This is a genomic window from Paraburkholderia fungorum (assembly GCF_046026025.1).
In the GTDB taxonomy this organism is placed as follows: domain Bacteria; phylum Pseudomonadota; class Gammaproteobacteria; order Burkholderiales; family Burkholderiaceae; genus Paraburkholderia; species Paraburkholderia fungorum_E.
Genome location: NZ_JAQQFL010000016.1, coordinates 67,111 through 85,353, shown reverse-complemented (window position 1 = coordinate 85,353; position 18,243 = coordinate 67,111). Strand labels below are relative to the sequence as shown.

General features: G+C 60.6%; 13 protein-coding genes. 4 read left to right on the top strand and 9 right to left on the bottom strand.

The features are described 5' to 3' along the window. Positions 1-7 precede the first annotated feature (7 nt). Together PQR67_RS18890 and PQR67_RS18885 are read left to right on the top strand one after the other, a co-directional pair. Entirely contained in the window at positions 8-640 is a 633-nt protein-coding gene (locus tag PQR67_RS18890; RefSeq protein ID WP_408462370.1) for a cytochrome b/b6 domain-containing protein, read from the top strand. Beyond that, complete coding sequence (locus PQR67_RS18885; protein ID WP_408462367.1) at positions 637-1,410, top strand: molybdopterin-dependent oxidoreductase; 774 nt, start codon at positions 637-639, stop codon at positions 1,408-1,410. Before PQR67_RS18890 ends, PQR67_RS18885 begins: the two co-directional genes overlap by 4 nt. Positions 1,411-1,430: 20 nt before the next feature. Here PQR67_RS18885 and PQR67_RS18880 read toward each other — a convergent pair whose 3' ends face one another. Beyond that, positions 1,431-2,459: an AraC family transcriptional regulator gene (locus PQR67_RS18880; RefSeq protein ID WP_408462364.1), complete on the bottom strand. Its 1,029-nt coding sequence runs from the start codon at positions 2,457-2,459 to the stop codon at positions 1,431-1,433. 320 nt (positions 2,460-2,779) lie between these two features. Between PQR67_RS18880 and PQR67_RS18875 the strand changes: the two genes are divergently transcribed. Together PQR67_RS18875 and PQR67_RS18870 are read left to right on the top strand one after the other, a co-directional pair. Beyond that, positions 2,780-3,832 (top strand): NAD(P)-dependent alcohol dehydrogenase, encoded by a 1,053-nt coding sequence (locus PQR67_RS18875; RefSeq protein ID WP_408462361.1) that lies wholly within the window; start codon positions 2,780-2,782, stop codon positions 3,830-3,832. Positions 3,833-4,857: 1,025 nt separating this feature from the next. Further along, positions 4,858-5,814: a LysR family transcriptional regulator gene (locus PQR67_RS18870; protein WP_408462358.1), complete on the top strand. Its 957-nt coding sequence runs from the start codon at positions 4,858-4,860 to the stop codon at positions 5,812-5,814. A 32-nt stretch (positions 5,815-5,846) separates the two neighbouring features. On the opposite strand, the gene narI is transcribed toward PQR67_RS18870, so the two are convergent. The 8 genes from narI to PQR67_RS18830 form a co-directional block, all read right to left on the bottom strand. Then, entirely contained in the window at positions 5,847-6,572 is a 726-nt protein-coding gene (gene narI / locus PQR67_RS18865) for a respiratory nitrate reductase subunit gamma (RefSeq protein WP_408462355.1), read from the bottom strand. Beyond that, positions 6,569-7,288 (bottom strand): nitrate reductase molybdenum cofactor assembly chaperone, encoded by a 720-nt coding sequence (narJ, locus tag PQR67_RS18860; RefSeq protein ID WP_408462352.1) that lies wholly within the window; start codon positions 7,286-7,288, stop codon positions 6,569-6,571. Before narJ ends, narI begins: the two co-directional genes overlap by 4 nt. A gap of 11 nt (positions 7,289-7,299) precedes the next feature. Then, entirely contained in the window at positions 7,300-8,823 is a 1,524-nt protein-coding gene (narH, locus tag PQR67_RS18855) for a nitrate reductase subunit beta (RefSeq protein WP_408462349.1), read from the bottom strand. Beyond that, positions 8,820-12,602 (bottom strand): nitrate reductase subunit alpha, encoded by a 3,783-nt coding sequence (locus PQR67_RS18850; protein WP_408462346.1) that lies wholly within the window; start codon positions 12,600-12,602, stop codon positions 8,820-8,822. The genes narH and PQR67_RS18850 overlap by 4 nt, the downstream gene beginning before the upstream one ends. Before the next feature lie 37 nt (positions 12,603-12,639). Then, positions 12,640-14,073 carry a NarK family nitrate/nitrite MFS transporter gene (locus tag PQR67_RS18845; protein ID WP_408462343.1) on the bottom strand — a complete coding sequence of 478 codons (1,434 nt, stop codon included), beginning with the start codon at positions 14,071-14,073 and terminating at the stop codon, positions 12,640-12,642. Then, positions 14,070-15,398, bottom strand: a complete 1,329-nt coding sequence (locus tag PQR67_RS18840) for an MFS transporter (protein WP_408462340.1) — start codon at positions 15,396-15,398, stop codon at positions 14,070-14,072. The genes PQR67_RS18845 and PQR67_RS18840 overlap by 4 nt, the downstream gene beginning before the upstream one ends. Before the next feature lie 142 nt (positions 15,399-15,540). Next, positions 15,541-16,266 carry a response regulator gene (locus PQR67_RS18835; RefSeq protein ID WP_408462337.1) on the bottom strand — a complete coding sequence of 242 codons (726 nt, stop codon included), beginning with the start codon at positions 16,264-16,266 and terminating at the stop codon, positions 15,541-15,543. A 3-nt stretch (positions 16,267-16,269) separates the two neighbouring features. After that, positions 16,270-18,219: a type IV pili methyl-accepting chemotaxis transducer N-terminal domain-containing protein gene (locus PQR67_RS18830; RefSeq protein ID WP_408462334.1), complete on the bottom strand. Its 1,950-nt coding sequence runs from the start codon at positions 18,217-18,219 to the stop codon at positions 16,270-16,272. Positions 18,220-18,243: the final 24 nt, after the last annotated feature.

The following is an 18,243-nucleotide window of genomic DNA, read 5'->3' as shown; positions in this document are numbered from 1 at the left end:
GCTCACCATGCCTAAACCGCAAGCGCGCTTTATCGTCCACCCGCTCGTTGTACGAGTCACGCACTGGATCAATGCCTTTGCCATGGTCTGCATGGTGATGAGCGGCTGGGCGATCTATAACGCGTCACCCTTCTTTCCATTCAGATTTCCGGCGTGGGCGACCGTCGGTGGCTGGCTGGGCGGCTCGATCGCCTGGCATTTTGCGGCGATGTGGCTGCTGTGCGCGAACGGCCTGCTGTATCTGGCGTATGGCATCGGACGCGGGCATTTCCGGCGCAAGCTGTTGCCCGTCTATCCACGCGATGTCATGCACGATGCCGCTCTCGCGATGCGGTTCAAGCTGCCGCACGATACCGGCAAGTACAACGCGGTACAGCGTGCGCTCTATCTCTCCGTACTGTTTCTTGGCGTGCTGCTGGTCGCGTCGGGACTCTCGATCTGGAAGCCCGTGCAGTTCTCATGGCTCACCGCGCTATTCGGCGGCTTCGATTTCGCGCGTCGCGTGCATTTTGTCGCGATGGCGGGCGTGGTCGGCTTTGTCGTCGTGCATCTGGCGCTGGTGCTGCTGGTGCCGCGCACGCTGCTGCCGATGCTGACTGGCCGCGCCCGCATCACCAGCCACGAAGGGAGCGGCGCATGAGCGAATCAGAACGCATGGACTCGCGCGGCACGCGTATTGTCCTCGCCGACCATAAACCGCAAATCGACCGACTGCAACGGCGCCTGTTCCTACGCTCGTCGCTTTCGATCGGCGCGCTGGCGATGCTCTCCGGCTGCAACATGCAGGACGGCGATTCCGTCGACAAGGTCTTGTGGGCCATGTCGCGCTGGAACGACCGCGTGCAGGGATGGCTGTTCGATCGCAACAAGCTCGCGCCCACCTATTCGGCGAACCAGATCACCGACCCGTTCCCGTTCAACGCGTTCTATCCGGAGTTCGATGCGCCGGATATCGACGGCTCGACGTTTCAACTGGAAGTATCGGGCCTGGTATCGGACAAGCGCACGTGGACGCTCGATCAACTGCGCGCCTTACCGCAGGCTTCACAGATTACGCGGCACATCTGCATTGAAGGATGGAGCGCGATCGGGCAATGGCGGGGCGTGCCGTTTCGCACGTTCCTCGAACGCATCGGCGCCGATCTGAGCGCACGCTATGTCGGCTTCAAATGCGCGGACCGTTATTACTCGAGCCTCGATATGGCGACGGCCTTGCATCCGCAAACCCAGTTGACGCTCGATTTCCGCGAAGCCCCGCTGCCGGCCAAGTACGGCTATCCGCTGAAGCTGCGCGTACCGACCAAACTAGGCTTCAAGAATCCAAAACACATCGCGGCGATCTTCGTGACCAACACGAACCCGGGTGGCTATTGGGAAGACCAGGGGTACAACTGGTTCAGCGGGCTATAACGCTTCCAGCAAACGCACGCCTATACCGCGGTCACATAACGTGCGGCCGGTTTGACCACGCGTGGTGGCGGCGCATCGTACACGGTGCGCATGCGTTTGACTTCATCCACCGGGCTCAGGCCGAACAGCCGCTTGAACTCGCGGCTGAATTGCGACGCGCTTTCGTAACCGACGCGCGCCGCGGCCGCGCCTGCATTCAAGCCATCCTGCACCATCAGCAGACGCGCGTGATGCAAACGCGTGGTCTTCACGTATTGCATCGGCGAGGTCGCCGTCACGGCCTTGAATTGCGCATGAAAAACGGCAAGGCTCATGCCCGCTTCTGACGCGAGCGTATCGACGTCGAGCTGCCCGTGGTAGTCGGCGTGGATTCGCCGCAGCGCCTTGGCGATACGGCCGAAATGATTCTGATGCGTGAGCGCCGCACGAATCGCATCCCCCTGCTCGCCCGTCAGCACGCGATAACAGATTTCGCGGACCACGCCTGGAGCGAGAATGCGCGCATCGAGCGGCGAGGCCAACGCGTCCATCAAACGGTGCACGGCATTGCTCAAAGCCGGATCTAGCGGCGTCGAATAGATGCCGAGCGGCTCGTTCTGCGCGGTGCCCTGCGTTTCATTCAGCGCCATCAACAACTCGGCCACCATGCTCAGATCCACGCGCACCGAGATACCGAGGAACGGCTGATCCGGGCTCGCCTCGGTCTCGCATTCGAATGGCAGCGGCACCGACAGCACCAGATACTGTTGCGCGTCGTACTGGAACACCTGATCGCCGAGATAACCGCGCTTGCGGCCTTGGCAAACGATCACGATGCTCGGTTCGTACATCACGGGCATACGTGGCATCGGACTGTTGGCGCGCATCAGATTGACCCCTTCCAGGCTCGAGCGCGTGATGCCCGGATTGGGTGCGAGCGTGTCGAACAATTCGACCAGACGCTGCTGGGCGGGATCGGCGGGGCCACCAAGGGCGGCGCCGCGACCCGCGGAGTCACCTGCGGCCGGGGCGCGCTCGGCCGAGGCGGGTTCAACAGAACGGGTTGACATGACGATATAGTGACGCACAAGAGAATAATGCTTGAAATTTAGCACCAATCGACCTACTGCGCTCATCGCCAGGAGTTTTAGGCAAACCTTCAAGATATTCAGGTATTCCCCGGTTCGCTGCTGGCTTCTACTATGGGAACCCTGCCGGATCATCTATTTCCGCGCTGCGCGAGGCCTGGTTGCCGGTTCACTGTTTCGGTGAATATATCGGCCACCGCCTGCGCCGTGATCCCGGTTCACAACAAGGTTTGGCCCCATCGGCGACGCGCGTCGCCTATCGCCGGCGCCTTGCGACATCACCCATTTTGCTGGAGTTACCCATGAGCACGACTTATGCCTATGCAGCGACCGACGCGACCGCGCCGCTCGCCCCGTTCGAAATCCAGCGCCGCGAACTGCGCGCCCATGACGTGCAAATTGAGGTCCTGTTTTGCGGCGTATGCCATTCCGACTTGCATCAGGCACGCAACGAATGGAAGAACACGGTTTTTCCGGTGGTGCCGGGTCATGAAATTGTCGGGCGCGTAACGGCGGTGGGTCCGGACGTGACGCAGTACAAGGCGGGCGATCTGGTGGGCGTGGGATGTCTGGTCGATTCGTGCCGTACCTGTGCGAGTTGCGATGAAGGTCTCGAGCAGTATTGCGAAAACGGTTTTGTCGGCACGTACAACGGTGTGGACCGGGTTGATGGCCAGATCACCTACGGCGGTTATTCGACCCAACTGGTGGTGGATGAGGCATTCACGCTGCGGGTGCCGGACAATCTCGACCCGGCGGGTGTGGCGCCGTTGTTGTGCGCGGGTATCACGACGTATTCGCCGCTGCGCACGTGGGGCGCCGGTCCGGGCAAGAAGGTCGGGATAGTCGGTCTGGGCGGTCTGGGTCACATGGGCGTGAAACTGGCCCGTGCGATGGGCGCGCATGTGGTGTTGTTTACGACGTCGCCGTCGAAGATTGAAGATGCGAAGCGGCTTGGTGCGCATGAGGTTGTGATCTCGAAGAATGCTGAAGAGATGGGAGCGCATGCCAATAGCTTCGATTTCATTTTGAACACCGTTGCCGCGCAGCATGATTTGAATCCGTTTTTGAATCTGCTCAAGCGTGATGGAACGATGACGCTGGTCGGGGCTCCGGAACACGATCACCCGTCGCCCCAGGTGTTCAATCTGATTTTCAAGCGTCGCCGTCTGGCTGGGTCGCTGATTGGCGGGATTGCCGAGACGCAGGAGATGCTCGATTTCTGTGGCGAGCATGGGATTACTTCGGATATTGAGGTGATTCCTATGCAGGGGATTAATGAGGCTTATGAACGGATGCTTAAGAGTGATGTTAAGTATCGGTTTGTGGTTGATCTGGATTCCTTACGGAAGTGATTTTTGGGTTTTTTGCCTGCGGCGCTTTTTGTTGGTTTGCGGTGCGGGCTGGTCTTTTTTGGTCTGGGTTTTTTGGTTTTTCCTGGGCTGGGTTTTTTGGCCTTTCCTTGAATTTTTAGTGGTCTATTAGCGTTCCCCCTGTGCGGGGGAGCACCTACTTTTCTTTGCCTGCCGCAAAGAAAAGTAGGCAAAAGAAAGCGGCTCAAACCGCTAGCTCTTAAGCGGGTCCCCTGGCTTGGAGGGGGTAGTGGTGCATCTGGAATCGGTGCCCCCGCACATTCGGCCTTAGTGACAAAGCAGTCATACCTCCCGCCTCGCACTACGTGCTCGCCGGAAGAGTCCGCTATGCAAACCCACGGCTTCGGTTGGCATGGTCGGGGGCATCGGCTTCGCCTCGGCGAGATGCCAACGGACCTCGCGCTTTGAAGGCACCCTCGGCGCTAAACATTGCCAGCGACATGCAGGTACTGCCGGGTGCGGAAGACCACAAGCCACCTTGCGAAGTGCCACCAGTGTCAAGCATGACATACCGTTTTTGAAGTACGCAAATTTCAAGCGAGACAAGTAGTTTTACGAAGTACCGCTGAACATACAAACGGCACCGAGTTATTCAGTGAACTACCGCCTCGGCGCGCGCAGCGCCGCCGGAAGTATGACTCCCTTGTCACCAGAGCGGAATGTGCGAGAACACGGATTCCAGATGCGCCACTACCCCTTCCAGGCCAGGGGACCCACTTAAGAGTTAGCGGTTTGAGCCGCTTTCTTTTGCCTACTTTTCTTTGCGGCAGGCAAAGAAAAGTAGGTGCCTGCCCCGCACAGGGGCGACGCTAATAAACCACTAACAAAGCAAGGAGAGGCCAAAGAAGCCAGAGCAAGCACAGAGGCAACGCGAATAGACCACTAACAAAACAAGGAAAGGCCAAAAAACCCAGACCAGGAAAAGACCACAACCACAGACAAACAAACCCCAAGCGCCGCGCAGGCAAAAAAAGAACCACCCCTTAACACCAACAGGAGTCTGAATCGTGATTGACAGAATAACTGCAATGCGGACATTCATCCGAATCGTGGACACAAACAGTTTCACCCGCGCAGCGGAATCCCTCGACATCCCCCGCGCGACAGCGACAACGATTGTCCAGAACCTGGAAGCCCTGCTAGGCACTGCCCTCCTAACCCGCACGACACGGCGCCTGAGCATCACCCCTGAAGGCGCAGCCTACTACGAGCGCTGCGCGCAAATCCTCGCCGACATCGACGAAATGGAGGCCAGCCTGCGTCACTCGACGGATAACCTGACCGGCCGCCTGCGCATCGAAATGCCCGGCGCGGTAGCGAGCGCGATCGTCCTGCCGGCACTGGACGATTTCCATGCCCGCTACCCGAATCTCGATCTCGCTATCGGCATCAGCAACCGTGCTGTCGATCTGATCTCGGAAGCCATCGACTGCAGTATCCAGCTAGGCGAATTGCCCGATTCAAATCTGATCGCACGGCAACTAGGCACGCTCGAACACGTGACATGCGCAAGCCCGGCCTACCTGGCCCGCCACGGCACGCCCTTCGACCTCGACGATCTGCGCGGACACGCAGCCGTCAATTGCATGTCGCCGCATAACGGCCGCGAGGTCGACTTCGATTTCGAAGTGGACGGCGAAGCGCAAAACGTCAAGGTCAAAGGCTTCGTCAAAGTCAGCGACGAGCAGGCTTACCTCACCTGCGGACTGCAAGGCCTGGGCCTGATCCAACCCGCACGAATCGCCGCCCAACCCTACCTCGACTCGGGACGGTTGCGCGAAGTGCTGCCGCAATGGAAGCCCGTGCCGATGCCGGTCTCGGTCGCCTACGTGAAGAATCGCCGGGTGTCGCCCCGCGTACGAGCCTTCGTGGACTGGCTCGCGGAATTGTTCGAACGGACCGAACACGTCGATCAGGATCTGTCGCGAGTCCGTCAACTGTTGCGTGGCCTGCATCCCGCCTGAGGCGGGTTCCTAGCAGGCACGCAACGTCACATTCACGAACGCCGCTGCGGCGTATTCTGCCCCGCGGGTACGTTCAAACGCCGATCGCGCACCACCTGCCACGGCCGCAATAAATACGCGAGCGATGCAAAACCGCTCCAGATATGCACGAGGCGCGTGAACGGAAACACCAGAAACAGCGTCATACCGAGGAACATATGAGCCTTGAACACCCAGCTTGCTTCAGCGATGAGTGCGGCGGCTCCGCCCTGGAAGGTGACGATGTGCTGTGCCCAGCCGGCGAGTTTCATCATCATGCTGCCGTCCAGATGCTGCGCTGACATCGGGATCGTGCCAAGACCCAACACCAGTTGCACCCACAACAGCACGAGCAACACGATATCGCTGGATTTCGAATGAGCACGGATGCGTGGATCGCCGAGGCGGCGAATCAGCAGCATGGTCACGCCGATAAACGCCAGCGTGCCCGCTATACCACCCGACACCATCGCCACGATCTGCTTCGCGCCGGCGCTGATGAACGATTCGTAGACCACGTGCGGCGTCAGCATGCCGAAGAAGTGGCCGAACATCAAAAACAGCACGCCGACGTGAAACAGATTGCTGCCCCAACGGAGCGTGCCGGTGCGCAGCATCTGCGACGAATCACTTTTCCAGGTGTACTGATCGCGGTCGTAACGCAGCAGACTGCCGACCAGGAACACCACCAGGCAAATATACGGATAGATGCCGAATAAGAGCGTGTCGAGGTAATTCATACAGTGGCCTCCTTGGGCCGGCGTGGCGACGCGGCGTCGCGCCTAACGATCTGAACAGGCTGCACACGTGACGTCGTGTTCTGCCCTGCCACGGAGCAGCCGTCGAAAACAACGGGCTCGGCCCATTGCTCGTCGAGCGGAGCCTCGGCGGGTGCCTCCGACACGGTTTCGGGCGGCTGCACCGGCTCGCCCGCGAGATCGAGCGCTGCGGCAACGGCTGCCGCATAAGGGCTATCCTGACGCGCCAGAGTGGCATGAATCGATTGCAGCAGATGTGCCATTTCCGCGAGGAATTCACGCGCGACGTCGTAAGGCTGCGTCGACGCGAACTCCAGCACCACCGGCAAGTAGTCCGGCAGCTCGCCAGGGGCGAGCAGCAGCCCCTCCTGCTCGTAGGTTTGCTGAAGATCGATCATGGCCGGCCCACGATCGCGCGAATCGCCATGCACATGCTCGAACAGATGGAGCGATGTGCGGCGGCCACGGTCGAACGTGTCGACATAACGTGCTTCCACTTCGAGCGGATCGCTATGCTGCAAGTCGGCAGTCAGCGCAAAGACCGCCTCGCGACGCTCGGCTGACAGCACCGTGTCGCGTAGCAAGGAAACGGCCAACTCCGGCAGTAACGCACGCAACTGGGCATCCGGGTAGCTCAGCAATGCGGCGAGCACGCGTGCCGCCATGCTGTGGGGTTCATAAATGGGCTCGTTATTCATCACTCCACCTCTCACACCTTTGCTTTAATCGGAATCGTGCGCCGTTTCTTCCCGCCGAACAGACTCGTCTCGCTCGCACCATCCGAGCAACCGTTGCCAAACGAGAAGCCGCAACCACCCTTCAGGTCGTACAGGTTCTCCGCATATTCGCGGTGCGTGCCCGGAACCACGAAACGGTCCTCGTAGTTTGCGAGTGCCATCACGCGGTACATGTCCTCCACTTCCTGCTGACTCAAGCCGACTTGCGCGAGTACCGCCGCGTTTTCACGGCCGTCCACATGTTTCTCACGCTGATACGTGCGCATCGCCAGCATCCGCTCGAGCGCATTGATCACAGGCGCCTCGTCACCGGCGGTCAGCAGATTCGCCAGATACTTAACGGGGATACGCAACTGCGTGACGTCCGGAATCTCGCCGTTCAGGCTCATGTGCCCTTCGCTCGCCGCCGCGGTGATCGGCGAAAGCGGCGGCACGTACCACACCATCGGCAGCGTGCGGTACTCCGGATGCAAGGGCAACGCGACGCGCCATTCCATCGCCATCTTGTAGACGGGACTCTGCTTCGCCGCATCGAGCCATGCTTGCGGCACACCGTCGGCACGCGCCTGCTCGATTACCTTCGGATCGTTCGGGTCGAGGAATACGTCGAGCTGTGCCTGATACAGATCGGTTTCGCGTTCGACAGACGCCGCCTCCTCGATACGATCCGCGTCGTACAGCAACACGCCGAGGTAGCGAATCCGGCCCACACAGGTTTCCGAACACACGGTCGGCTGACCGCTTTCGATACGCGGATAGCAGAAGATGCACTTTTCCGCCTTGCCGGACTGCCAGTTGTAGTAAATCTTCTTGTACGGACAGCCGGACACGCACATGCGCCAGCCACGGCACTTGTCCTGATCGATTAGCACGATGCCGTCTTCCTCGCGCTTGTAGATCGAGCCCGACGGACAACTCGCGACACAGGCCGGATTCAGGCAGTGCTCGCAAAGCCGCGGCAAGTACATCATGAAGGTGTTTTCGAACTGACCGTAGATGTCCTTCTGCACGTCGTCGAAATTCTTGTCCTTGCTGCGTTTTTCGAACTCGCCGCCAAGAATCTCCTCCCAGTTCGGGCCCCACTCGATCTTCTCCATCCGCTTGCCGGTCAGCAGGCTGCGCGGCCGTGCAACCGGCGGCGCCTTGCTTTCCGGCGCGGCTTGCAGATGTTCGTAGTCGAACGTGAACGGTTCGTAGTAGTCGTCGATCTGCGGCAGATTCGGATTCGCGAAGATGCGTGAGAGCACCTTCAGCTTACTGCCCTGGCGTGGCTCGATCGAGCCGTCCGCGTTACGCTTCCAGCCGCCGTTCCATGTGTCCTGGTTCTCCCACTGCTTCGGATAGCCAATGCCGGGCTTGGTCTCGACGTTGTTGAACCATGCGTACTCGACGCCTTCGCGATTGGTCCAGACGTTCTTGCACGTCACCGAACAGGTGTGACAGCCAATGCACTTGTCCAGATTGAGCACCATGCCGATCTGTGCGCGAATTTTCATTGCCGACCTCCATTTGCTGCCCGGACCGGTTCGTCGTCGAGCCAATCCACCTTCGCCATCTTGCGCACGAGGACGAACTCGTCGCGGTTGGTGCCGATGGTTCCGTAGTAGTTAAAACCGTAGCTAAGCTGCGCATAGCCGCCGATCATATGCGTGGGTTTGAGCACGATGCGCGTCACCGAGTTATGAATGCCGCCGCGCGTGCCGGTGATTTCGGAACCCGGCACGTTCACGATCTTTTCCTGCGCGTGATACATCATGACCATGCCCGGATTGACCCGCTGACTGACCACCGCCCGCGCGGCAATCGCACCGTTGATGTTGAAGAGCTCCACCCAGTCGTTGTCTTCGATACCCGCTTCTTTCGCGTCGTCTTCGCTCAGCCAGATCACCGGACCGCCACGATTGAGCGTGAGCATGATCAGATTATCGGTGTACGTGCTGTGAATGCCCCACTTCTGGTGCGGCGTAATGAAGTTCAGCGCGATTTCCTTATGGCCATTCGGCTTGCGGCCGAACATGGGCGAAGCCGCCTTCAGATCGACCGGTGGCCGATAGCTGACGAAGCCTTCCCCGAAGTCGCGCATCCACGGATGGTCCTGATAGAACTGCTGACGTCCCGTCAGCGTGCGCCATGGAATCAGCTCGTGCACGTTGGTATAGCCGGCGTTGTACGACACCTTTTCGCTTTCCAGACCACTCCAGGTAGGCGATGAAATGATCTTGCGCGGCTGTGCCTGGACGTCGCGATAGCGGATTTTCTCGTCCTCGCGATGCATGGCCAGATGGGCATGCTCGCGGCCGGTGATTTTCGACAAGGCCTCCCACGCTTTCACCGCGACGTGGCCATTGGTTTCAGGCGCTAGCATCAACAGCACTTCGCATGCGTCAATGTCGCTGTCGATCTTCACCATGCCCTGCGTCGCGCCGGCGTCGCGCACCGTGCCGTTCAATTCGGCCAGTTGCCCGACTTCGGTCCGGGTGTTCCACGCAATACCCTTGCCGCCATTGCCGACCTTGTCCATCAGCGGTCCCAACGCCGTGAAGCGCCGATACACATTCGGATAGTCACGCTCGACCACGTTGACTTGCGGTGCGGTCTTGCCCGGAATCAGTTCGCATTCGCCGCGCTTCCAGTCGCGCACGTCGTAGGGTTGAGCCAGTTCGGCGGCGGTGTCGTGCATCAGCGGCGTCAGCACCACTTCTTTCTCGACGCCCAGATGACCGACGCAGACCTCGCTGAACTTCTGGGCGAAGCCCTTGTAGATATCCCAATCGCTGCGCGCTTGCCATGCCGGATCGACCGCGCTCGACAGCGGATGGATAAACGGGTGCATATCGCTCGTGTTCAGGTCGTTCTTCTCGTACCAGGTCGCGGTCGGCAATACGATGTCGGAATACAGACACGTCGTGCTCATGCGGAAGTCGAGCGTCACCAGCAGATCGAGTTTGCCCTCGGGCGCCTTGTCATGCCAGACGACCTCTTCCGGCCTGGCATCGTCGTCGCCGAGGTCGCGGCCTTGCACACCGTGGCTGGTGCCGAGCAGATGCTTAAGGAAGTACTCGTGGCCCTTGCCCGATGATCCCAGCAGGTTTGAACGCCACACGAACATGTTGCGCGGCCAGTTGTCCGGATGATCGGGGTCCTCGCAACTCATTTTCAGGGAGCCGTCTTTCAGCGTGCGCGCCACGTAGTCCTTCGCGTCGAGTCCGGCGGCTTGTGCGTCGGCGGCAACCTGCAAGGGATTGGTTTGCAGTTGCGGTGCTGAAGGCAGCCACCCCATGCGCTCCGCACGCACGTTGTAGTCGATCAGCGAACCGCTGTATTGCTGTTTATTCGCGAGCGGCGACAGAATTTCCTCCACGCCCAGCTTTTCGTAACGCCATTGGTCCGTGTGTGCGTAGAAGAAACTGGTGGAGTTCATCTGCCGCGGCGGCCGGATCCAGTCGAGCGCGAATGCAAGCGCCGTCCAGCCGGTTTGCGGCCGCAGTTTTTCCTGCCCCACGTAGTGCGCCCAGCCGCCGCCGCTTTGGCCGATGCAGCCACACAGCATGAGCATATTGATCACGCCGCGGTAGTTCATATCGGCGTGATACCAATGGTTCATTGCCGCGCCGATGATCACCATCGACTTACCGTGCGTCTTATCCGCGTTCTCCGCGAATTCACGCGCAACGGAGATGACCTGGTCGCGCGAGACGCCCGTGATCTTTTCCTGCCATGCGGGGGTGTACGGCACGTCGTCGTTATAGTCCACGGCGCCGCCGAAGCCGCGATCCACGCCATAGTTCGCAGCCAGCAGATCGAATACGGTGGCCACCAGCACCTCGCGCTCCTCACCTGCCTTGCCCAACGGAATGCGTACCGCGGGCACTGAGCGCGCCATTACATCGCCCTGCTTGCTGGCGGTGAAATGCGGGGTGTCGATGCCGCCGAAATACGGAAAACCGACCGTCACGACTTCATGCTGCTGCGCGCTGTCTTCCAGCACTGAAAGTTTGAGCTTCACGGCGTCGCCGTGGCGTGCTTCTTTCGCCTCGAGATTCCAGCGGCCGGCATCGGCGCGGCCGTCCGGCCCCCAACGGAAGCCGATCGAGCCTTGCGGCAAAACGACCTTGCCGTGCTCGTCGAAGGCCACCGTTTTCCAGTCGGGATTGTTGTCCTGCCCGAGTTTGCCGTTGAAGTCGTCGGCACGGACATAGCGGTCCGGAACCAGCACCTCGCGGCCATCCGGCAGCGTGTGCTGCTTCAGTTGCACGAGCAGCGGCAGATCGGTGTACCGGCGTGCGTAGTCGTCGAAATACACACTGCGTTTGTTGAAGTAGAACTCGCGCAGGATCACGTGACCCATCGCCATCGCCAGCGCCGCGTCGGTACCCTGACGCGGATGCATCCACAGATCGGCGAGCTTGGCGACTTCCGAATAGTCCGGCGTCACCGCAACTGTTTTGGTGCCGCGATAACGCACCTCGGTAAAGAAATGTGCGTCGGGTGTGCGCGTTTGCGGCACATTCGAGCCCCACGCAATGATGTAGCTCGAGTTGTACCAGTCCGCCGATTCCGGCACGTCCGTTTGCTCGCCCCACACTTGCGGGCTCGACGGCGGCAAATCGCAGTACCAGTCGTAGAAACTCATGCAGACGCCGCCGATCAGGCTCAGATAGCGGCTCCCCGCCGCATAGCTAACCATCGACATCGCCGGAATCGGCGAGAAGCCGACGACACGGTCGGGGCCATGCTTCCTGATCGTATAGACATTGGCCGCCGCGACGATCTCGTTGACTTCGTTCCAGTCCGCCCGCACAAAACCGCCCAAGCCGCGCTGGCTTTGATAGTCGCGGCGCTGCGCGTCGTTCTCGACGATGCTGGCCCACGCGTCGACCGGACTCGTCGCCACCGCGCGCGCAGCACGCCAATGCTTGAGCAGGCGCGCGCGCACCAGTGGATACTTGACGCGGTTGGCGCTATACAGATACCAGCTATAACTCGCGCCGCGCGCGCAACCACGCGGCTCATGGTTCGGCAAGTCGGCGCGCGTGCGCGGATAGTCGGTCTGCTGCGTTTCCCACGTGACAATGCCGCCCTTCACGTGGATCTTCCACGAGCATGAGCCCGTGCAATTCACGCCATGTGTCGAACGTACGATCTTGTCGTGCTGCCAGCGCGCACGGTATGCGTCTTCCCACGTGCGGTCTTCCCCCGTGGTCACGCCGTGGCCTTTGGCGAAACGCTCGCGCGGTTGCGCGAAGTATTTCAGTCTGTCGAGAAAATGGCTCATGATTTCAATCCTTGTCTAATGCTTTCCAGCGCCGCGCTCAACACGGCATCCCGGCATTGCGCCGCGCGTAAAACCACCAGGTCAGTCCGACGCACAGCACGTAAAAGGCGATAAACCCATACAACGCCAGTTCAGGGCCGCCGCTGGCGAGAATCGAGCTGCCGTAGCTTTTCGGAATGAAGAAACCGCCGTATGCGCCGATCGCCCCGGCAAAGCCAATCGCGGCCGCGCCCTCTGTGTTGCCTTCGCGATTTGCATGGGCAAGCGCTTCCTGGTCGTTGGGCCGCACGCCGCGTAGTCGCAGGTTCAGGAAGATCACCGGAATCATGCGGAACGTGGAGCCGTTGCCGACACCGGTGGTCAGGAACAACAGCATGAACATCGCGAAGAAGCCGCCGAACGCGCCTGCTTGTGGACCCCACGGGAACGCGGCGCTACCGGTCTTCGGCAGGAAGTACAGAACACCCACAACCGCGAGCACCATCACGACAAAATTCCAGAACGTGACACGCGCACCGCCGAGTTTGTCGGCAAGCCATCCGCCTACCGGACGGATCACCGCGCCGACGAAGGGCCCGACCCATGCATACGTCAAAGGGTTGAGGCCCGGAAACTGGCTCTTGATGAGCAGCGGAAAACCAGCGGAGTACCCGATAAACGAGCCGAACGTGCCGAGATACAGCGTGCACATCAGCCAGTTGTGGCGACTACGGAAGATGCTCGCTTGCGCGGCGAAAGACGCCTTGGCGGTGGCCAGATCGTTCATGCCGAACCATGCGGCGAGTGCGGAGATGGCGATCCATGGCACCCAGATAAACGCGGCGTTCTGCATCCACACCTGGGACACGTTACCGGCCTTCGTCATCAGTTGAGACTCGCCGCCGAAAATGCCGAAGACGCCGGCCGTAATGACCAGTGGCGACAAGAATTGCACGGCTGATACACCGAGGTTGCCGAACCCGCCATTCACGCCGAGCGCCGAACCCTTACGCTCCTTCGGAAAGAAGAAGCTGATGTTGGCCATGCTGGAACTGAAATTGCCACCGCCGAAACCACACAACAGCGCGAGCAACAGCATGGTCGGATAGCTCGTGGTGTTGTCCTGCACCGCAAAGCCGATGCCGATCGCGGGAATCAGCAAGGACGCGGTGGAGAGCGCCGTCCAGCGACGCCCGCCGAAGATCGGCACCATGAACGAGTAGAAAATACGCAGCGTCGCGCCAGAGAGTGCCGGCGCCGCCGCCAGCCAGAACAGCTGATTGGTCGAATAGCGAAAACCGAGTGACGGCAACGTAACCGCCACGACGCTCCACACCTGCCAGATCGCGAATGCCAGGAATAGCGCGGGCACCGAGATCCATAGATTGAGTTTGGCGACGGATTCGCCCTCCAGCTTCCAGAAAGCCTTGTCTTCCGGCGTCCATAGAGTCAGCGTGCGGCCGGCTCGCGCGCGCGTTGTCGAGATATTCATGATGGGGTTCCTGCTTGAGAAGAAGCCTGGGTTGAAGGCTGATTGCGCGCGACGCCGGTGGCGATGGCACCTGCCGTCATCACGTCGGTGCGGCGGACTTCGGTGAGATACATCCAGATCAGCGACACCCACACGACGCCGTAAAGCAGCATGAAGGCGCTCGAACGGATACCCGTAAGATCGACCAGCAGTCCGAACAGAATCGGCAGCGCAAAACCGCCCAGGCCGCCGGCGAGCCCGACAATTCCGGAAATCGCTCCGATGTTGTTCGGGAATTCATCGCCGATGTACTTGAAGGTACTGGCCTTGCCGAACGCGAAAGCGATGCCGAGCACGAACATCAGCACGGTGAACCACACCACGTTGAGGCCGACGTGGAAGACCTTGGGACCGTCGACCGTGGCGATCGTAAAAACGGTTTGCGGATAGCTGAGCAGGAACAGGCAGATCCAGCTCACCCACATCACCCACCACGTCACGCGATGCGCGCCATAGCGGTCCGAGAGCCAGCCGCCCACGGCGCGCAGAACGCCGCCAGGAAGCGAAAAGCAGGCGGCAAGCAGAGCCGCGACGCGAATGTCGAGCCCATATTCGCCGACGTAGTACTGCACCATCCACAAAGAAAGCCCGACATAACCGCCGAACACGATGCTGTAGTACTGGCAATACTTGAGGACGCGCGGATCCTTGAGTGCCCGGATCTGATCGACGAAACGCTGGTTATTCGGCACGCGATGCGAAGGATCGCTGGCGGAGAAAAGCCAGAACAACACGACCGCGGCAAGCATGGCAACGGCATAAGTCTTCGCAACCATGCCCCAGCCAAAAGCGACGAGGATGGCGGGTGCGACGAACTTGTTGACAGCCGCGCCGGAATTGCCGGCGCCGAAGATGCCCATCGCAAAGCCGCGGCGTTCCTGCGGAAACCAGCGAGCGACATACGGCGTGCCAACCGAGAACGATCCTCCAGCCAGACCGACGAACAGGCCGATCACGAGGAATTGCCAATAGGTGGTGGCGTAGCTCATGAGCCAGATGGCCGGCACCGTGGCGAGCATCAGGGAGGCCATGACAACGCGGCCACCAAAGCGATCGGTCCAGATACCGAGCGGCACGCGCACGAGTGAGCCGGTCAGGACCGGCAACGCGGCCAGCATGCCAAACTCAGTTTCGTTCAGATGGAGGGATTGACGGATCGGGATGCCGATCACGCCGAACATCATCCACACCATGAAGCACACGGTGAACGCGAACGTGCTCGCGATCAGGACAGACCAGGCCTTGGGTGGGGTTGCGGCGCTGTTGCCGACCGCAGTCTTTGTCATGGGAATTACTCCTTTTTCCATGACTCTGACTTTGCCGTTTCAGGCGCGGGGTCGGTATCCTTCTGACGGAGGTCCGGTTGGGTGCAGAAGAAGTAGGAAGACTTGCAAGACGTAGTTCTTCCGGAGTATTGCCAATCGATCGCTAACTGATGGTGATCGAATTCACCGTCGCATAAACAGCGGCCTGTACCCTCGACCCCAACTTAAGCTTGCGCAAAATATGCTGCACATGGATCTTGACCGTGGTCTCCGCAATCGCCAGCGCACGGGCGATCTCCTTGTTGCTCGCGCCGCGAGCGATATGCGCAAGGATTTCCTGCTCCCGGGCCGATAGCGCGACATCCGGCGCAAGCTGCGCCTGAGATGCATCGACAACGACCGGCGGCACCGCCATGACCTCGGGCACGACTCTCATGCCCGTCGACAGGTTTTTCGCGGCCGCAGCCCGGTAGGCCGACACCAGTTTGCCCGTCATCTCGGGACTCACCACCGCCTCGTCGCGCATGGTTCGCATGATCGACTCGGCGAGCGTGTCCGCATCGACGGTCTTCAGCAGGTACCCCTGGGCGCCACAGCGCAGCGCTGTACCCAGATCGCGTTCGTCCTCGCTCACGGTCAGCATCAACACCCGAGCCTGTGGCGCGGCCTCATGCAAATCCTTGAGCGCGTCGATCCCGCTTACGCCGGGCAGATGGTTGTCCAGCAGGATCAGATCGGGCTGCAGTTCACCGGCACGCCGTTGCGCCTCGCCGGCATCGCCCGCTTCACCAACCACCTGGAATCGTGCGTCTTCACGCAGCAGCGCGATCAGCCCGCGCCGGAACAACGTATGGTCATCGACCACCAACAAACGAATTGGAATCTTCATGTGCTACCTCTTCTGAACTGATGCCGATGCCGCGGCAGCCTCAGCCCGTTGTTCCTGAACCGCTTCCGGTGCACCGCGCTGGGAGGGCGTCGACGCCAACGTCAACGTGACACACGTTCCCGCACCGGCTACGGAGTCGACCACGACCGTCGCACCGATACGCGCCGCGCGTTCGCGCATGATGCGCATTCCGACGTGTGTCTCGCCGGGCGCGTGTTGCTGTGCATCGAAACCCTCGCCGTCGTCGCGAACTTCAAAACTCCACACCGGACTCTGCCGCACTTCCAGCCAGACCTCACGCGCGCGCGCATGTTTGCGAACGTTCGACAACGCCTCCTGCAATACATGCAATACCTGCACCTGCACATCCGCGTCGAGCGGAAGTCCATGGCCTTCGATGAGGATGTTCGTGGCCAGCCCGGTCTGGTGCTCGAACTTGCGCAGCGTGGTGCGCAGCGCAGGTTCAATATCCTCGGTGTTGCCGCGCGTGCGGAAATGCATCAGCAATTCCCGCACGTCGCCGGTGCTTTCGCGCACGCCTGCCTCCAGCTCCTCGACAATACGCGCCACAGCCGAATCAGCAGGAGCCGGCAGCGCATCACGCAATAGCTGCACCTGTATTTTCAGAAACGCCAGCGACTGCGCAATCGAATCGTGCAGTTCGCTCGCAAGCAAGGCGCGTTCATCGGACACCGCGGTTTCCCGCTCCAGCGCACTCACGCGCAAATTCTCCATAGCGCCTGCCAGGTGGCTCGCGAGTGTATCGAGCAGATCACGATCCTGAGTGGACAACTGAATCGCCTCGCTAAAAAACAGGTCGATCTCGCCGAGCGTGCGCTGATGCAGAATCACCGGCACCGACACGAGCGTCGCGTAGCCTGCGCGCGCGCAGTGACCAAGCGTCGCCGCGCCGGGACCGGAGGCAAGGATCGGGATCACCCGTGCGCCAGGCACGCTCTGCGGATGACCGCACAGGCAACTGCGCGACGTGAGGCATTGTTCGTCTTCCGCCATGAAGCGCGGCAGACGGTCGCCCGCGAGCAGCAAGTAGCGTTCATTGGCCTCGCCCGACCAGCGGATCGCCGCCGAGTCCGCCGCGGCAATACGACGAATGCGTTGCGCAAAACCCTGCGCAAGCGCATCCAGCGTGTTGGCGTTCGCAAGAAATGCACTCACTTCATAGAGCGCGGCAAGACGCGCGCGCTCCGTCTCGAGGCTGGCGGTCTTATCGCTGACTTTCTGTTCCAGACCGGCGTAGAACTGTTGCAGGTTCTGCGCCATCCGGTTGAAGCCCGTGGACAGCTCACCGAATTCATCCTGCGTCGCAACTTCGACGCGCGTGTCGAAGTCTCCGCGCTCGATTCGCGCGAGACCGCCGGTCAACCTGAGAACGGGAGCAAGCACGCTCAAATGGCCGACGTACAGCAACGCCAGCGCACTGCCGATCGCCAGCACGAGCAGTGCGAGTTGCACGGCATTGAGGATCGACGTCCAGCGCGCGAGCTGTGCTTCGATTGAACTGTCGAACGAATCGATCAGCAATACAAATTGCCTGGCTTGCTGTTCGAACTCGTCAGCGGTAGGCGGATTTGCCCCGGTCCAGACCGGGCGCAACGCCTGCCATTGCGCTTGCACCTGAGCAAAGCGCTGGCGCGCCTCGCCATTCCACGGAACGAACAGCGGACGTACTGGATCACCCTTCTCCAGCAACGTGAGACTTTCATCGAACTGGCTCGCGAGCGTGCCGATCTGGGACGGGGCGTCGCGCAGCATCAGCGCGACGCGGTAGGTTTGCATCCGCATGCGCCCAGCCTCGTTGATCGCGGCTGCACCGCCGTCGAGTTGCCAGGTAATCCAGAGTGTCAGGCCAATCGACGCCAACGCCAGCGTAAGCAACGTAGCGACAAGAGCAGCGAGTTTGGTGGCGAGAGGCCAGGAGGAGACGGAGCGCATTCAAAGATTCTATGCGCCACCGCA

Coding starts and splice junctions, on each gene's coding strand:
- PQR67_RS18890 (WP_408462370.1), top strand. CDS start 8: ATGCCTAAACCGCAAGCGCGCTTTATCGTCCACCCGCTCGTTGTACGA.
- PQR67_RS18885 (WP_408462367.1), top strand. CDS start 637: ATGAGCGAATCAGAACGCATGGACTCGCGCGGCACGCGTATTGTCCTC.
- PQR67_RS18880 (WP_408462364.1), bottom strand. CDS start 2,459: ATGTCAACCCGTTCTGTTGAACCCGCCTCGGCCGAGCGCGCCCCGGCC.
- PQR67_RS18875 (WP_408462361.1), top strand. CDS start 2,780: ATGAGCACGACTTATGCCTATGCAGCGACCGACGCGACCGCGCCGCTC.
- narI (WP_408462355.1), bottom strand. CDS start 6,572: ATGAATTACCTCGACACGCTCTTATTCGGCATCTATCCGTATATTTGC.
- narJ (WP_408462352.1), bottom strand. CDS start 7,288: ATGAATAACGAGCCCATTTATGAACCCCACAGCATGGCGGCACGCGTG.
- narH (WP_408462349.1), bottom strand. CDS start 8,823: ATGAAAATTCGCGCACAGATCGGCATGGTGCTCAATCTGGACAAGTGC.
- PQR67_RS18850 (WP_408462346.1), bottom strand. CDS start 12,602: ATGAGCCATTTTCTCGACAGACTGAAATACTTCGCGCAACCGCGCGAG.
- PQR67_RS18845 (WP_408462343.1), bottom strand. CDS start 14,073: ATGAATATCTCGACAACGCGCGCGCGAGCCGGCCGCACGCTGACTCTA.
- PQR67_RS18840 (WP_408462340.1), bottom strand. CDS start 15,398: ATGACAAAGACTGCGGTCGGCAACAGCGCCGCAACCCCACCCAAGGCC.
- PQR67_RS18835 (WP_408462337.1), bottom strand. CDS start 16,266: ATGAAGATTCCAATTCGTTTGTTGGTGGTCGATGACCATACGTTGTTC.
- PQR67_RS18830 (WP_408462334.1), bottom strand. CDS start 18,219: ATGCGCTCCGTCTCCTCCTGGCCTCTCGCCACCAAACTCGCTGCTCTT.